The 15,342-nt window shown below is 48.0% G+C and carries 15 protein-coding genes and 2 pseudogenes; 4 read left to right on the top strand and 13 right to left on the bottom strand.

What is annotated here, in order from left to right:
• Positions 1-39 precede the first annotated feature (39 nt).
• From frr to JCM16496_RS10890, 5 genes and pseudogenes are all read right to left on the bottom strand, one after another.
• Positions 40-600: a ribosome recycling factor gene (gene frr, locus JCM16496_RS10870; protein WP_025834253.1), complete on the bottom strand. Its 561-nt coding sequence runs from the start codon at positions 598-600 to the stop codon at positions 40-42.
• 113 nt (positions 601-713) lie between these two features.
• Entirely contained in the window at positions 714-1,424 is a 711-nt protein-coding gene (gene pyrH, locus JCM16496_RS10875; RefSeq protein ID WP_025834255.1) for a UMP kinase, read from the bottom strand.
• Positions 1,425-1,932: 508 nt separating this feature from the next.
• Positions 1,933-2,869, bottom strand: a pseudogene (locus JCM16496_RS10880) (DMT family transporter).
• Positions 2,870-2,957: 88 nt separating this feature from the next.
• Positions 2,958-5,515, bottom strand: a pseudogene (locus tag JCM16496_RS10885) (heavy metal translocating P-type ATPase).
• Between the two features lie 108 nt (positions 5,516-5,623).
• Entirely contained in the window at positions 5,624-7,015 is a 1,392-nt protein-coding gene (locus JCM16496_RS10890) for an MATE family efflux transporter (protein WP_128809553.1), read from the bottom strand.
• 146 nt (positions 7,016-7,161) lie between these two features.
• Here JCM16496_RS10890 and JCM16496_RS10895 point away from each other — a divergent pair, with 146 nt between their 5' ends.
• From JCM16496_RS10895 to JCM16496_RS10900, 3 genes are all read left to right on the top strand, one after another.
• Positions 7,162-7,842, top strand: coding sequence for a tetratricopeptide repeat protein (locus JCM16496_RS10895; protein ID WP_025834259.1), 681 nt, complete (start codon positions 7,162-7,164; stop codon positions 7,840-7,842).
• Between the two features lie 110 nt (positions 7,843-7,952).
• A complete protein-coding gene (locus JCM16496_RS23735) occupies positions 7,953-8,378 on the top strand; it encodes an ATP-binding protein (RefSeq protein WP_244440328.1) in 426 nt (141 codons plus the stop codon).
• On the top strand, positions 8,294-9,376 hold the full coding sequence (locus JCM16496_RS10900; protein WP_244440329.1) for an AAA family ATPase: 1,083 nt from the start codon (positions 8,294-8,296) through the stop codon (positions 9,374-9,376). Before JCM16496_RS23735 ends, JCM16496_RS10900 begins: the two co-directional genes overlap by 85 nt.
• A gap of 4 nt (positions 9,377-9,380) precedes the next feature.
• On the opposite strand, the gene JCM16496_RS24920 is transcribed toward JCM16496_RS10900, so the two are convergent.
• From JCM16496_RS24920 to JCM16496_RS10935, 8 genes are all read right to left on the bottom strand, one after another.
• Positions 9,381-9,536 (bottom strand): cysteine peptidase family C39 domain-containing protein, encoded by a 156-nt coding sequence (locus tag JCM16496_RS24920; RefSeq protein ID WP_128809554.1) that lies wholly within the window; start codon positions 9,534-9,536, stop codon positions 9,381-9,383.
• Positions 9,533-10,507: an outer membrane beta-barrel protein gene (locus JCM16496_RS10905; RefSeq protein ID WP_025834261.1), complete on the bottom strand. Its 975-nt coding sequence runs from the start codon at positions 10,505-10,507 to the stop codon at positions 9,533-9,535. The genes JCM16496_RS24920 and JCM16496_RS10905 overlap by 4 nt, the downstream gene beginning before the upstream one ends.
• A gap of 32 nt (positions 10,508-10,539) precedes the next feature.
• The gene (locus JCM16496_RS22695) at positions 10,540-10,734 is read right to left on the bottom strand and encodes a hypothetical protein (RefSeq protein ID WP_025834264.1); all 195 of its coding nucleotides are present in this window, start codon (positions 10,732-10,734) and stop codon (positions 10,540-10,542) included.
• A gap of 525 nt (positions 10,735-11,259) precedes the next feature.
• Entirely contained in the window at positions 11,260-11,574 is a 315-nt protein-coding gene (locus JCM16496_RS22935; RefSeq protein WP_025834265.1) for a hypothetical protein, read from the bottom strand.
• Between the two features lie 3 nt (positions 11,575-11,577).
• Positions 11,578-12,351, bottom strand: coding sequence for a biotin--[acetyl-CoA-carboxylase] ligase (locus JCM16496_RS10920; RefSeq protein WP_025834266.1), 774 nt, complete (start codon positions 12,349-12,351; stop codon positions 11,578-11,580).
• Complete coding sequence (locus JCM16496_RS10925) at positions 12,335-12,691, bottom strand: MmcQ/YjbR family DNA-binding protein (RefSeq protein ID WP_025834268.1); 357 nt, start codon at positions 12,689-12,691, stop codon at positions 12,335-12,337. The genes JCM16496_RS10920 and JCM16496_RS10925 overlap by 17 nt, the downstream gene beginning before the upstream one ends.
• Positions 12,692-12,768: 77 nt before the next feature.
• Positions 12,769-13,134 carry a YraN family protein gene (locus tag JCM16496_RS10930; RefSeq protein WP_025834270.1) on the bottom strand — a complete coding sequence of 122 codons (366 nt, stop codon included), beginning with the start codon at positions 13,132-13,134 and terminating at the stop codon, positions 12,769-12,771.
• Positions 13,134-14,906 carry a S41 family peptidase gene (locus JCM16496_RS10935; RefSeq protein WP_025834271.1) on the bottom strand — a complete coding sequence of 591 codons (1,773 nt, stop codon included), beginning with the start codon at positions 14,904-14,906 and terminating at the stop codon, positions 13,134-13,136. The genes JCM16496_RS10930 and JCM16496_RS10935 overlap by 1 nt, the downstream gene beginning before the upstream one ends.
• Positions 14,907-15,086: 180 nt before the next feature.
• Between JCM16496_RS10935 and JCM16496_RS10940 the strand changes: the two genes are divergently transcribed.
• Positions 15,087-15,320, top strand: a complete 234-nt coding sequence (locus tag JCM16496_RS10940; RefSeq protein WP_005824205.1) for a hypothetical protein — start codon at positions 15,087-15,089, stop codon at positions 15,318-15,320.
• Positions 15,321-15,342: the final 22 nt, after the last annotated feature.

The raw sequence follows: 15,342 nt of genomic DNA on the forward strand, positions 1-15,342 counted from the left end.
GGTAATTGTCAATTGTCAATCGTCAATTGTCAATTGAAATTAAACGGTCATGATTTCTTTATCCTTTGCAGCCAGCATGTCGTCAATCCGCTTGATGAACTTGTCATGAATCTTCTGCAGCTTTTCTTCACCGCCTTTCTGGGCGTCTTCTGCCAGTCCGTCCTTTACGGATTTCTTCAAGGCGTCGATGGCATCACGGCGCGCATTACGTACACTTACCTTGGCGGTTTCTCCTTCTCCCTTGCACTGTTTGGCAAGCTGCTTACGGCGTTCTTCTGTCAGCGGCGGGATGCCGATGCGGATGATTTCACCGTTGTTTTCGGGCATGATGCCGAGGCTGGAGTCGATGATGGCCTTTTCGATGACGCGGAACATGCTCTTGTCCCATGGCTTGATGGCAATGCTGCGTGCGTCCGGAGTGGTTACGGCTGCCACGTTGTTGATAGGAACCATACTTCCGTAAGAATCCACACGGATACCATCCAGCAAACGGATATCGGCTTTTCCGGCGCGGATATGAGCCAATGCCTCGTCCAGATACATGATGGCCATGTCCATACTTTCTTGCGCTTCGTCTAAGATGTCTTTTACGTCTCTCATATTATTTTCGTTTTGGAATAGCTTTGATTTGAAACTTTGCAAATATAATTATTAAATTGAAAATTGAGAATCAAGAATTGAATAACATTTATTTTTTATTCTCCATTTTCCATTCAATTGTGCACCAGTGTACCGATTTCTTCTCCTTGCATCACTTTTTTCAGATTACCCACCGTGTCCATGTCAAAAACGATGATGGGCAGATTGTTCTCCTTGCACATGCAGGTGGCGGTGAGGTCCATTACCTTCAAGCCGCGCTTCAACACTTCGTCGTAGGTGATGTCGTGGAACTTCGTGGCTGTCGGGTCTTTCTCCGGGTCGGCGGTATAGATGCCGTCCACACGGGTACCTTTCAGCATGACGTCTGCCTCAATCTCGATGCCGCGCAGGCTGGAGCCTGTATCGGTGGTGAAGAACGGATTGCCGGTACCGGCGGACATGATGACTACTTCGCCGGCTTCCATGCACTCGATGGCACGCCATTTATTGTAGAATTCACCGATGGGTTCCATGCGCACGGCGGTCAGTACGCGGGCTTTTACACCGGCAGCCACCAGGGCGGAACTAAGGGCAAGGCTGTTGATGACGGTTGCCAGCATGCCCATTTGGTCGCCTTTCACACGGTCGAATCCCTTGTTGGCACCGCTCAATCCGCGGAAAATGTTTCCACCGCCTATCACGATACCTATCTGTACTCCCAATCCATGTATTTCCTTGATTTGAGCTGCGTACTCGGCAAGGCGTTTCTCGTCGATGCCGTATTGCTTTTCGCCCATCAGGCTCTCGCCGCTGAGCTTCAATAAGATTCTTTTGTAGGTTGCCATAATATATCGTTTGAATATTTTTCTGTTAGGGCAAAGATATGAAACCGCAGGCAGAAAGAAAAGGACTTCTTTGTTTTTTTTCTTTCCGTAAGGTTGTTATAGTAGAACAGAAATGATTTGCAAAAAATACGGAGTAACTTAATTCTCCTCTTTTCTTCGCAAGTCATTTCTGTTTGACTATAAATCCCACGGCAGGGTGGCTTGCCCCATGTGCAGATGCCACATGGCGGGACTCTCTTTCTGATGGATTTGTGTGGCATACACCTTGCTTCTTTCCAGCAAAGGCCTTGCCTCTATCTTGCTGGTTGCCTTTTCTTGCTATCAGTTCACTCTCGTGGTTCGGTCGACTCACTAAAGTGAGCTGCCCGGACCACTAGGGTGAACAAGACAGACCACCGACGTGAGCCGCTGTGAAACCTATGGACGGTGCAAAAGGAAGATAGGGGAGCGACCTTTGAAAGAAGGGCATCCGAATGGAAAGAAGCAGCTCTCTTTCCTCTCTTTCCCCTTATAGGGATTTTCTGCCTCTACGGGTAAGTCTTGGAAAAAGTTTTCTGAAACGAACCAAGTGGCTCGTGATGTTTCCCCCTGCAATGACGAGCGTTACGGCAACGATAATCATCACCAGCTATGCTGTCCCTGACCGTCAAACTCTCTCCAAAGACGGTGATTCCGAAGATGATGGCCGTTACCGGCTCCAATGCGCCGAGAATGGCGGTGGGGGTAGAACCGATGTATTGGATGGCACTGGTGGTGCAGAGAAAGGAGATGGCGGTGGGAAATACGGCAAGGGCTATCAGGTTGCCCCACAGATACCATTGTGTGGGAGTATGCAGTTCGCCTGTCCACAGCAGTCGCCCGGCAAAAAGCGACAGACCGAATAGCAACACGTAGAACGTTATCTTGAGCGTGGGCATATCTTTCAGCCGTGTCTGGTTCACTCCCACGATGTAGAGGGCATATACCAAGGCGGAGAGGAACACGAAAACAGTGCCCGTCAGGCTCAGTGTGGCACCGTCACCGCCCTTATAGAGCAGCCCGATGCCTGCCAGGGCGGTTGCCATGCAGAACGTGGTTTGCCTTGAAATCCGTTCCTTGAAAGCGAATGCCATGATGAGTGCCACCATGATGGGATAGACAAAGAGGATGGTGGAGGCGATGCCCGCAGCCATATAGTTGTAGCTCAGGAACAGGGTCAGTGAAGAGAGCGAGAGCAGGATGCCCATTGCGACGAGCAGAGGCACGTCATGTCTCTCTATCCGGAAACTCCGTCCCCTGGCCTTTATCATGATACCCAGCAACGGGATGGCGAAGAGGTATCTGAAAAAGAGCACCGAGTCCGGGTCCATGCCGGTCTTGTACAACGGAAGGGCAAATAGCGGGTTCATGCCGTAGGTGGCTGCGGCGATGGCCCCCAAAATATATCCTTTGGCTTTTGCGTTCATATATTTATCTGTAAATTAGCGCGCAAAGGTAGATATTTACTTTGATTTCCTCCCTCTTTTCCGTATGAAAACTGCATGGAGCCTGTATTTATGCCTTCAGTGTGTAGTCGCCGGCTTCTTCCGTCACTGCTTTCTGCAACTCTTCGAGCGTCTTTTCCCCGTCCGAAAACTCTACGGTGGCTACCGGAGGGTCTAGGGTCACGGTGGCGTGTATGCCTTCCATGCTGTTCAATGCTTTCTCTACATGCATGCGGCAATGGTTGCACATCATGCCTTCTACCTTGAATTCTTTCTTCATGATTGTTTCTGTCAATGGTTCAACTTCTTTGTTCCCTTCTCCCTCTTCATGAACTGTTTTAGGGATGCTTTCTTCTTCCCGATGTATCTTCTTGCGCTTCAGCAGCAGGCTGTTGCCCACCACACTGACACTGCTGAATGCCATGGCCGCACCGGCTATCATCGGGTTCAGCAGGAAGCCGTTGACGGGATAGAGTATGCCGGCCGCAATGGGTACACCTATTATATTATATATAAATGCCCAGAAAAGATTCTGCCGGATGGTGCGGACGGTGAGGCGCGACAGGCGGAGGGCTTCCGGTATCTTGGTCAGGTCGGAGGAGATGATGGTCATCTTGGCTACATCCATGGCTATGTCGCTTCCTCCACCCATGGCGATGCTCAGGTCGGCTTGGGCAAGGGCGGCGCTGTCGTTGATGCCGTCGCCCACCATGGCAACCTTCCGGCCTTCGGCCTGCAACCGGCTGACGAAGGTGGCCTTGTCTTGCGGCAATACACCGGCCTGGTAGTGGGCGATGCCTGCCTTGCGGGCAATCTCACGGGCGGTGGCCTCATTGTCTCCGGTCAGCATGTGGACTTCAATGCCGGCGGCACGCAGCTCGCTGACGGCGCGGATGGAGGTTTCCTTTATCCGGTCTGTGATTCCGGCCATTGCCAGCACGTTTTCTTCATCGGCAAACCAGATGACGGTCTGTGCCTCTGATGTCAGCCGGGCTGCCTCTTCCTGCAGGGAGGGGGAGATGGCGATATGGTTCTCTTCCAGCAGTTTCCGGTTCCCGGCGAGGTAGGTCCGGCCTTGTGCACGTCCTTTCACGCCTTTTCCGGTGATGCTTTCAAAGTCTTGAATGTCTATGGAGCCGACTCCTTGAGGTGGTTCACCACGGCTTCTGCCAACGGATGTTCCGAGAGCTTCTCCAGACTATGGAAAATGTCCGGCAGCGCATTGCCTGCGGTGGCGTCAGTACCGGGCGTCATTGCCTGCGTATTCCATATCAGCTTGCTGACTACCGGTTTTCCTTCGGTCACCGTTCCGGTCTTGTCGAGTACCACGGTGTCTATTTTCTTGGCAATCTCCAGGCTTTCGGCATCTTTTATCAGGATGCCCCTTTCGGCTCCCTTGCCGATGCCTACCATGATGGCAGTAGGAGTAGCCAATCCCAGTGCACACGGGCAGGCGATGATGACCACTGTGACAAATGCCAGCAATCCGTGGGTGAATCCGCCAGTTCCGTCCAGCAGCATCCATGCGATGAAGGCAAGCACTGCGATGCTTATAATGGTAGGTACGAATATCCCGGCTATCTTGTCCACCAGCTGCTGCACCGGTGCCTTGCTTCCTTGCGCGTCCTGCACCATGTGTATAATCTTCGCCAGCAGAGTATCCGTGCCTACCTTCTCTGCCCGGAAGCGGAAACTTCCCTTCTGGTTGATGGTACCTGCAAAGACCTTGTCATCTTTCTGCTTGGATACAGCTACCGGTTCGCCGCTCAGCATGCTTTCGTCCACGTATGAGCTGCCTTCCGTCACGATGCCGTCCACGGCAATCCGCTCTCCGGGCTTCACCAGGACGATGTCTCCGGGGCGGATCTGCTCGATAGGAACAATGCGTTCAAATGAAGAATGAGGGATAGCGTGTCCTTCATCTACGATGATGGTCACAGTCTTGGGTTGGAGTCCCATCAGTTTTTTGATGGCGGTTGAGGTATTTCCTTTCGCTTTTTCTTCCAGCAGGCGGCCCAGCAGGATAAAGGCTATGATGACGCTTGCCGCCTCGAAATAGACATGCGGATGGATGCCTCTGGACAGCCAGAAGTCAGGGAAAAGCATATTGAACAGACTGAACAGATAGGCTGTACCGGTGCTGATTGCCACCAGTGTGTCCATATTGGCACTGCCATGCTGCAACTGTTTCCAGGCGCTGGTGAAGAATCCCCGCCCCAGCCAGAAGACGACGGGAGTGGACAGCGCCCACATGATGGGATTGGCGTAGGGCATATCCATGAAGAGCATGCCTATGATGACGACGGGCGCAGAGAGGATGATGGCCCAGGTCGTGCGGAATTTCAGTGCACTGAATTTCTTGTTGTGGGCCTCTTCCGCCTCTTCGAGCGTGTTGCCGTCCTGCTTTATCAACAAGTCATATCCGGCTGCCTGCACAGCCTGCTGCAAAGCTTCGGAAGAACAACTCGTGGGGTCATATTCCACGGTTGCCGTTGCCGAAGCATAGTTTACGACTGCTTTCTTGACTCCGGATTGATGGTTCAGCGTCTTTTCTACCCGTGCGGAGCATGAGGCGCAACTCATTCCCAATACGGGAAATGTCTCTTGAACTATATTCTTTTCTGCCATAATGATTTTGTATCAATTATTACTCTTGTCCTGGGGGAAGGATTTCTTATTTTATATCAGTCATAGCGATACAAAGATAATGCTTTTTCCCTTGAAAATGTTCATTGCTTACCCCTCGCGCCAAGCAGGATTCTTCTTGTTGGAGAATGTCCGTCGGATAACTCCCCGGCTCAATCCCGTCTGCACCACTCCCCGCATCAGCAGGTAAGTGAGGAAGGCAAGCCATAGGGCATGGTTTGCCAGGACGGGACGCAACCCATAATATAGGATAAAGAAGCTGACGGCTGCTGCTGCCATGGAGAGGAGCATTCCTCGCGTGGCGGTGGCGCCGATAAAGATGCCGTCCCAGATGAAGGCGGCTATCCCGGCAGCGGGCACGGCAAGCGCCCAGTAGAAATAGGTGTCGGCAGCAGCTATCACTTCTTTGTCATCTGTCAATAGTCCGAGGAAGACATTGCCTCCCAGCGCATAAACCAATGTGAAAAGAACTGCCATCACCGCTCCCCATCCGAAGAGGTGCCGGACGGTGTCTGTAAAGGCTTCCCGGTTGCGTGCGCCTATGTATCTGCCGCTTAAGGCTTCGCCAGCGTAGGCAAAGCCGTCCATTACATACGAGAATAAGGTGAAGAGCTGCATCAGCAGCGTGTTGACGGCCAGAATGATTTCGCCCTGCGAAGCTCCTGCCGAAGTGAAGAACAACGTGACGGCCACCAGGCAAAGGGTACGCAGGAAAATATCCCTGTTCACTTGGAAGAACCGGAGCATAGCCCCTTTCTCCCAGATACCTGTTCCTTCTCCCCCTTTAATTTTTAATTTATAATTTTTAATTTCCCAGAATCTTTTCAGCCTGCTGTAGTTGTGCATCCAAAGGGCAATGCCCATAAGGAAGCCGGCATACTGGGCAATCAACGTCCCCAAGGCTACTCCTTCTACTTTCATCCCACACAGATAAACCAGGCAGAGGCTGGCAATGATATTGACCACATTCTGTGTGATGGCTATATACATGGGGATACGCGAATTCTGCATGCCGATGAACCATCCCGTCAGTCCGTATAACCCCAGCATGGCAGGTGCACCCCAGATGCAGATATGGAAGTAGCGCGTTGCCATCTCTCTGACTTCATCCGTGGGATGGATGAGAAGGAAGGCTCCCTGCCTGATAGGCGTTTGCAGCAGGATGAGGCAGAATGCGACTGCCAGGCCTATGCCCACGGAACGCAGCAGCAGGCGGACTACCTCCGGTAAATCCCGCTTGCCGAATGCTTGCGAGGTCATTCCGCTGGTACCCATCCTCAGAAAGCCGAATATCCAGTAGATGATGTTGAACAGCATGCCACCCACGGCAATAGCACCTATGTAGGCGGGCGAACCCAGATGGCCGACAATGGCCACGTCAATCAGCCCGAGCAGCGGCACGGTGATGTTCGATACGATGGAGGGCAAGGCTATTTGCAGTATTTGCCTGTCTCTGGGCTTCTTTGATAACACTTGTTTCATAAGGTTGGCAAAGTTACACAGAAAAAGAGGAAGACAGTGAGAAAGATTAACTATATTTTGTAGATGTTTGCAGCGAAAGTGTGTAATTTTGTAGGTGTTTTTCTATGGAGATGATTTAGGCTGTCAAACTATTACATACTTAAGAAATGAAATCCTTAACTTTACTTTTCTCTTTGTTTCTGATGTTGCCGTTACCGGTTTCCGCCCAGTCGGCGGGCGAACTGTTGCAGAAAGTGTCCGAAGCGCTTTCCGAAGGCAAGGAAGATTATGCCGTAAGCTTGTTCCGTCAGTCGGCAGATGCCGGTGTGGACCGTGCGGAGATGTTCTATTGGACCCATGTGGACAAGAGCAGTAAGGCGGCTCCCCGCCTTGCAGATGTGCTGGCTGTGCACTACAAGGAAATGCGGAATTACGATAAAGCCTATCTCTTCTATAAGGAGTTCTTGCAGCATCATCCCGAAGACGTGCCTGCACTCGTCTCTTGTGCCGAAATGGAGATGATGCGGGGCAAGGAGAAAGATGCCTTGAAAACCTATGAAAAGGTATTGATGCTGGATGCCGACAATCTCCAGGCCAATATCTTCCTGGGGAATTATTATTATCTCCAGGCCGAGAAGGACAAGAAGAAGCTCGAAGAAGACTACAAAAAGATAACTTCCCCCACAAGGATGCAGTATGCACGCTATCGCAACGGACTGTCCGACGTGTTCACCAATAGCTACGGCAAGGCCAAGACCTATCTGCAACGCGTGCTTCAGGTATTCCCCTCCATGGAAGCAGGTAATACGCTGGAAAAGATAAAGAAGATGGAGGCGGAGATACGCTAACAGTAGCTTAATCTCCCTCTTGAAGTATGGATTGCGCAAGTAATAAATCTATTACTTGCGCAATCCGTACTTTTTTTATAGCTTTGCGCAAGTAATAAGAAGGGGGAAACATGAAAACAGAGATTGTAGGGCGCATTAGGGAACAAAAAGCCTTGATGGAATATATGGATTCCAAGGAGTCTGAATTTATAGCTATTTATGGACGTCGCCGAGTAGGGAAAACTTTTCTTGTTCGGGAGATGTTGGGCGATTCTTTTGCTTTTTATGTTACAGGCGTGGACAATGTCTCGATGCAGGAGCAACTGTTGAATTTTAATTTGGCTTTACGAAAGAGTTCTGGAAAGGAGTGGACGATAGCTCCTAATTGGTTGTTGGCGTTCGACAGCTGGCTTCCTATTTGGATAATCTGCCTCGAGGCAACAAGATTGTTTTCATGGATGAGTTGCCTTGGATGGATACGCATAAGTCCGGCTTTGTCAGTGCTTTGGAGCATTTTTGGAATGCCTGGGCTTCGGCGCGCCGGGACATCAAGCTGATAGTTTGCGGTTCGGCCACTTCGTGGATGATTGACAAACTGATAAATAACCGTGGGGGATTGCATAACCGGCTGACGCACCGTATGCTGATTACACCTTTCACTTTGCAGGAGTGTGAATGGTACTTTCGTTCCAAGAGCATCTCATACTCCCGTCACGAAATAGCGGAATGCTATATGGTGATGGGGGGCATTCCTTTCTATCTGAATCAGATGAAGAAGGGGTTGAGTGTCGCGCAGAATATAGACCGTCTGTTTTTTGAGGAAGGTGCCCTGTTGGGCAATGAGTTCGATAACCTCTACCGTGCCCTTTTTAAATATTCCGAGAAATACATCAAGGTAGTTGAGGCACTTGCCATGAAGGGAAAGGGGCTGAGCCGGATGGAGTTGATAAAGCAAAGCGGGCTTGCCAATAATGGCGGGCTTACTACGATGCTGAAAGAACTGGAAACCTGTGGATTTATCCGTAGGTATGAACCTTTTGGCAAACTGAAGAAGGATGCGCTTTATCAACTGGTGGATTTCTATACACTGTTTTATTTCAAATTCATTTTGAAGAACCGCTATAAGGACAATCACTTTTGGACTGCCTCCCAAGAAAGTCCGGTGCATCGCGCTTGGAGTGGTTATGCTTTCGAAATGCTGTGCCTTTGCCATATTCGTCAGATAAAGAAGGCGCTTGGCATTTCCGGTGTGCAAAGCCTTGTCTCTTCGTGGCGCAGTGACAATGCGGAGGAGGGTGCACAGATAGACCTTGTCATCGACCGCAAGGACCAGACGGTCAACCTGTGCGAGATGAAATATTCCATCGCCGAGTTTGCGATAGACAAGAAATACGAGACCGTCCTGCGCAATAAACTGGCGGCTTTTCTTGCCGAAACCAAGACGCGCAAGTCCATCCAACTGACGTTTGTAACGACGTATGGCGTGAAGCCTAACGCTTATTCGTCGCGGGTACAAAGCGAGGTGCTGCTGGAAGACTTGTTTGTGGAGGCGTAGCGGTTCACTTGAATATCCTTTTGAGCAATGTCCTTTCTGATAAGTAACGGGATATTGTTTCCAGTGAATAGTTTGTTCCAAAGAAATCGCATATCATCTGTAAGCAGGCTAAACCGCACTGCATAGAGTCGTACTGTTTATGGAGTGGGAATCTCATCATTCTTTCAATAACTGTATGTTCGGTTTTTCTTGTTGCAGATATTGGCTTTTTCTTTTGGAGGCTTTATGTTTCCATACATATTGAACAGTGAAGTAAAGCATTTTGTCCCGTTTGGGGTAATCGTAGTTTATGTAACTGTGATAATCCAAACGGGCATCGTCAATAGAGTAGGCATATTCATAAGGTTCTATCATATAGCGCATGCCGATTCCTACGTTCCAATTGGTATCTATATTCCAGTTAAGTGCCATTCTGAAATCGGTAGAATTCTTCCTTTTGGAATATTCCTCATGAGAATAGGGCTGGAAGCTGATGGAACCGTTCAACGAAATGTTTTTATAATAGAAACGCCAATTGGGGTAAATGCTTATCCAGCTTTTTGTGGTATTTTCAAAAAAACACCTACGGTATCTTCCCATCAAGCCGATATGTCCTACATTTTTTATATTGTATCTGGCACTGAGCGTGGCGATAAGCTGGGACTCCTTTTTCTTGTTTTCGTAAGTGTAGGTATAAACTTCACCTTCCTTCCGGCCTATTCTTTCGTACATATCTGTATATAGAGCGTAGCAGATATCGGGCTCTATATACCACGCCCCTTTGGTGAACCGATAGGCTACTCCACTCTCGATGGTATAACTTGGCTCGAGGTAGGGGTTTCCTTTGATGGCTTGAAGGCTGTCTGTGGAGGTGTTGTACGGGTTCAGCAGGGAAATGGAAGGGTTGGATGTATATCCCCGGACGTAGCCTTTAAGTAGATGATGCTTCCGGAATGAGTAACTTGCATTCCCCGAAACTCTTATCTTGTAGTATTGATTCTTGATGTCTTCTATTTTATTGTAATGACAATCCAATCCCAACGATAGCATATACGAAAAAGGTGTTTTTGCACTGCTGTATGTGGCATATAGGTATTCGTTCCAGCTTCGGTAGTCGAAAGTATTGCTGCCTGCGGTCGAAGTGTTGTCCAATTTCCCGTTTATATAGTAAGTGTCACTTCCTATTAGTACACCTGCGTGGCTTCCGGTTCGGTCTGCGTGGTGTTTTCCATGCTTTTCAACAAAGTGATGGCACTGTCCGGCAGGACATTCGTCAAGCTGTCCGCAGTAATCAGTGACTGTGGATAGGGCTTGTGTCTGCAGGCGCAGAGGCACAGCAGGACAAGGACAAGAAATAACGCCTGTGTCATTACTTTCATGTGGGGAAATATAATGTTTTTTTGGAGGTTCTTCCGGAAAATGCGTAATTAAATGAGAAATTATCTGTGTGTATCTTCAGTTATCAATTATTCGAGTTTCAATGCCTCACATCCTTCACCTTTTCTGCGTAGCGACCTATCCATTGGATTTTCCGGTGAAACTTCATGCACTTTTCCGCATCTGCATTTCCAGCGTGTTCCATCTATATACGGAACGCGCTGCATCTATAGTTCCAACGCACTGCATCTATAGATGCAGCATCCTGCAAATACATATGCAACACGACACATCTTTATGCAGATTCAGGCTTGACGCCTTTCTCGGATGAACCATAATATAGAGGTTTGCAATCATTGTATAGAGGTTTACGTTCACTATACAGAGGTTTACAGTTGCCTACCTTAGCTTCGGCATCCTTCACCTTGTCCCTCTTCTGTTCAACCAAGTTTCACCGGAAAAGCCGATGGATAGGTCGCTACGCAGAAAAGGTGAAGGATGTGAGGACTTGAAACTTAAATATATAATCAAAACCGTCGGATGAACCTTTTTTGCACTACTTCTTCATCCGTTTCCGCCGCTTCTGCAAGAAATGCGCTGACCTTCTCCCATTGGAAACATGGGAAGAACTGCACACCAAACATGGAGCTGTGGAGCAAATCGAATACATTTATCAGGTGTGTGAAACGTGCCGTTGGCACTACGCAGCTGTACAAGATTGTAGTGGTGTACAAAGGTATGGACATGCCGGTGTGCGAGGAGGTGTATGAACTGACTGTTTTGTTGAGCGCATCCGGACATCCGGATGTCTTTATGCCAATGCGATGGCACGGGTTGTACATTTCTTACAGAATGTATTGCACTTCCTTGAACAGATATTCCCGTTCACTTCCTCCTTCATCCTCCAGCACGAACCGTCCGTCTTGCTCTACACGCAGCAACCGGGCAAGGAACTTGCCGTCGGCATCTTCATAAGGGTGCAATCCCCGGCGACGGAAAAGGGAGCGGGCATACCGTGTGGATATCTCGTCGGAGTAGATGGCGAAGTCCTCCATTTGGAGGCTGTTGTAGTAGATTTGTACACGTTTCAGGATATGGGCAAGGATTTCATGACGGTCGTGCTCCTTTCCGGTGATTTGTTTCAGTGAGACGGGGTTGGGAGCATCACTGTTGAAGACTTCCTGGTTGATGTTGATGCCGATTCCGGCAATGCTGCGCTTGATATGATGTCCGGAAAGGTCATTCTCTATCAGTATGCCGCAGATTTTCTTGTCTTTCCAATAAATGTCGTTCGGCCATTTGATGGTGATTTCATCAGACCATCTGCTCAGTTCCTCCTTAATGGCAAGGGAAATGATTTGTGAAAGGAGGAACTGCTGGCGGGCTTCCAGAAAAGAAGGGTAGAGTACAAAGCTGAAAAGCAGGTTCTTGCTTTCTTCAGCTTCCCAGGTGTTGCCGCGCTGGCCTTTACCGGCGGTTTGGAACTCGGCAGTCACGGTGGTTAGTTCGGCAACGGATTCTTGCAACAGGTTGCAAAGCTGGCTGAGGTATTGGTTGGTCGATGCCGTTTCGTCCAATGCCACCAGCGGGAACGGGAATGTGTCAGGGCAGGGCTTCATATTCTGTACGCATTTTTTTGGTGAACTTCTTCAATACTTCTTCCATGGAGTGGTCTATCAGTTGCTTCAACAGTTTGTCGTCGACGTCACCGTCAAGGAACACCTGGTTCCAGTACTTTTTGTTGAAGTGATAGGCACCTTCGATGGCAGCATAGTGCTCCCGCAGTTCGAGTGCATATTCCGGGTCGCATTTCAGACAGATTTTGTTGGCACTCTCCAGGTCGATGAGTGCAAACATCTTATCCATGACTTTCATCACGAGCGAATATTCGTCGAACGGAAGGCATTCCGTGACGGCCTTTTTGCTGAGGCAATATTCGCGGGCGGTTTCTATGTCCATGATGGGATTTACGATTTTACGATTTTACGATTTACGATTGAAATAACTCTTACTTATCAATTATCAATTGTCAATTGTCAGAACATCGGCGGATAGAAGGCTTCTTTGATATGCTCTATCCTGAATGCACCCGGTTCGCCTACAGCCGTTATGATGTCGAAGCGGACGGGTGCATCCAAGCAGAAGTGCTTGATATAGGCATCGGTCGCTACGACAATACGTCGTATTTTCTGCCAGTTCACGGCATCCTGCGGCTCAATGTAGTCCGTATTGCTACGGGTTTTCACTTCCACAATAATCAATTCCTTATCTTTGTCGGCTACAATATCCAGTTCAAGGTGATTCTTCCGCCAGTTACGGTCGCGTATGGTGTAACCGTTCTGTTCCAAGTATTTGGCAGCGGCGTCTTCCCCGGCTTTTCCAAGAGTATTGTGTGCTGCCATTATTCCGGCAACTTAATCATGCCTTCATGTCCTCGTCGGTAGATGGCAGGTACCTTCAAGGCTTTGCCTCTCATCAGGGTTTCTGCACTGCGTGTTGTGGGTGCCGGAGCCTGACCGGTGATTTCCTGGATGGCACGGGCATATAGGAACTCTTTATCCGAACCATAGTCTCTGTATATGTAATATCCGTCTCCTCTGCCGTAAGGGTCGTTTTCATCTATTTCGATGTCAGGTGTGAACCCATTTTCATAATCTCCAACTCCTTTGGCATTATAGCTCTGGAAGGTAATGGGAACCACTTCGTAGACGTTATTTCTTATGGTATATTCTACAGGTTCCATACCTACATTCTTACCGGTAGTTCTTTTGCCTATAAGTGTCACTTCTACATCTATTCCCTTTAGAGAATTGATGACAAGTTCACTGGCTGATGCTGTTCCGTTACCTACGATACAATAGACGTGCTGAAGGTTTAAGGCACCTGCTGATAGAGACGTAGCCAGATTCTCATAGTTGGAATATGCAAACAATTCTTCCTCACGTTTATTGTTGCGTTTTTCCATTCTTTCTTTATTATATCTTAGGCTTGTAAACACCTTGCCTTCAGATTTTGCGCCGGCTATACAAGTTGCTATCAGGTTGGCTGATATAACGTGGCCACCTCCATTGTAACGTAAATCCAAAATTAGGTCGGTGATATTCTGGCTTTTGAATTCTTTGAATACATCGAATAATTCTTGGTCAAATCCGGCCTCAAATCCTGAATAAACAAGATAGCCGATTCTGTGCCCTGGAGTTTCTTCTTCTGTTGTCACTTTACTGAAAAGAACAGGATTGCAGTACATGGCTTCGGAAGATATGTCTTTTTCCTGGGTACCTCCCTCCATATCCTCCTCTGTAATTTTCAGACTGAAAGCCGAAGCTGGTATCAGTAAATCTAGGTAATGTTGCCAATAATTATTCATGGTTAACTTCTCTCCGTTTATTTGCATGATTGAGGAACCTCGTTTAATACCTGCCCGTGCTGCCGGTGAATTGGGATAAACACCTTGTACAAAGAAATAGATAGTGTAATTATCTTCGCTTCCAATTGCTCGAACGTCTGCTCCGGTAATACCGAAACTGTAAGTTTGTTCTTTTTTTATCCATTGAGTGGAACGGGTTGAACCGATGGGATTTTTTTTCTGTATGTATGAAAAGAGAGTATATTTCCCATCAGCAGTAGCCTTTTTATCCAAAGTATTGGTAGTCATACTTCCCAATGCATCATAGAAGAAGTCTTCATAGCCTTTGTTATGGTCAAGATTCAACGTTTTGTATTCATCGTTCCAGAGATACATTTCCCTCAGATATTCGTCAACTTTTGCGTTAATCTCCATATCTTCGGTGGTTTGGGGAGCACTGGTCCCCTTTTGGGTAACTTCAAAACTTACGGGAGAATAGCCGTCTATATTGATGGAGATTCTGGCTGTCCGGTCGGTGGTGGAACTTGTACTTACAGATAATTTCAAGGTGCTTTGTCCTTTCGCGCCCGAGGTCGTATTCAGTTTGCACCAATCTGCTCCTGAGGTGACGGAAGCTACCCATTTGGCTGCAGCATTGAAGCTTACAGACAAGTCATTATCCTGGCTGATTTCCAGGGATTTCCCTTCTGTCCAACTCTGGTTGGTTATGCCGGTATTAAGCTTATTATCATCATCGTCACTACATGAGATAAAACTTATACTGAACAACGTGAGTAGAAAGAAACTGAGATAATTTACATGTTTCATACCTTTTAAATTTAGAACTCTCCAAAAATACATTTTTAATTGCTGAATTAAAATGTTTTTAAGAAATACTTTAAGTTTACCGGTCAAAAAAATATTTCAATGCTATTTAAGTGTTTCCGATATAAAAATTACGTAGGTTCGTTTTGTTTTTACAGAAGTAAAAGTAATTTTGCAGGAAATATGAGAAAGAGAGATAAAACGTGTGCGAAAGCAACGCCCGAAGAACCGAAACGCGAGCAGCGCATGGTATGCCTGATGAGCGAGGAAGAGCAGCGAATTGTGGACCGTTATCTGGAGAAATACAAGATAACGAACAAGTCGCGTTGGCTGCGGGAGACTATTCTCATGTTTATCCATAAGAATATGGAAGAGGATTATCCTACTTTGTTTGGTGAGCACGACATGAGGAGGTGAGGATAAGGATTAGGGATTAAGG

The organism is Bacteroides rodentium JCM 16496 (genome assembly GCF_000614125.1).
Taxonomy (GTDB): domain Bacteria; phylum Bacteroidota; class Bacteroidia; order Bacteroidales; family Bacteroidaceae; genus Bacteroides; species Bacteroides rodentium.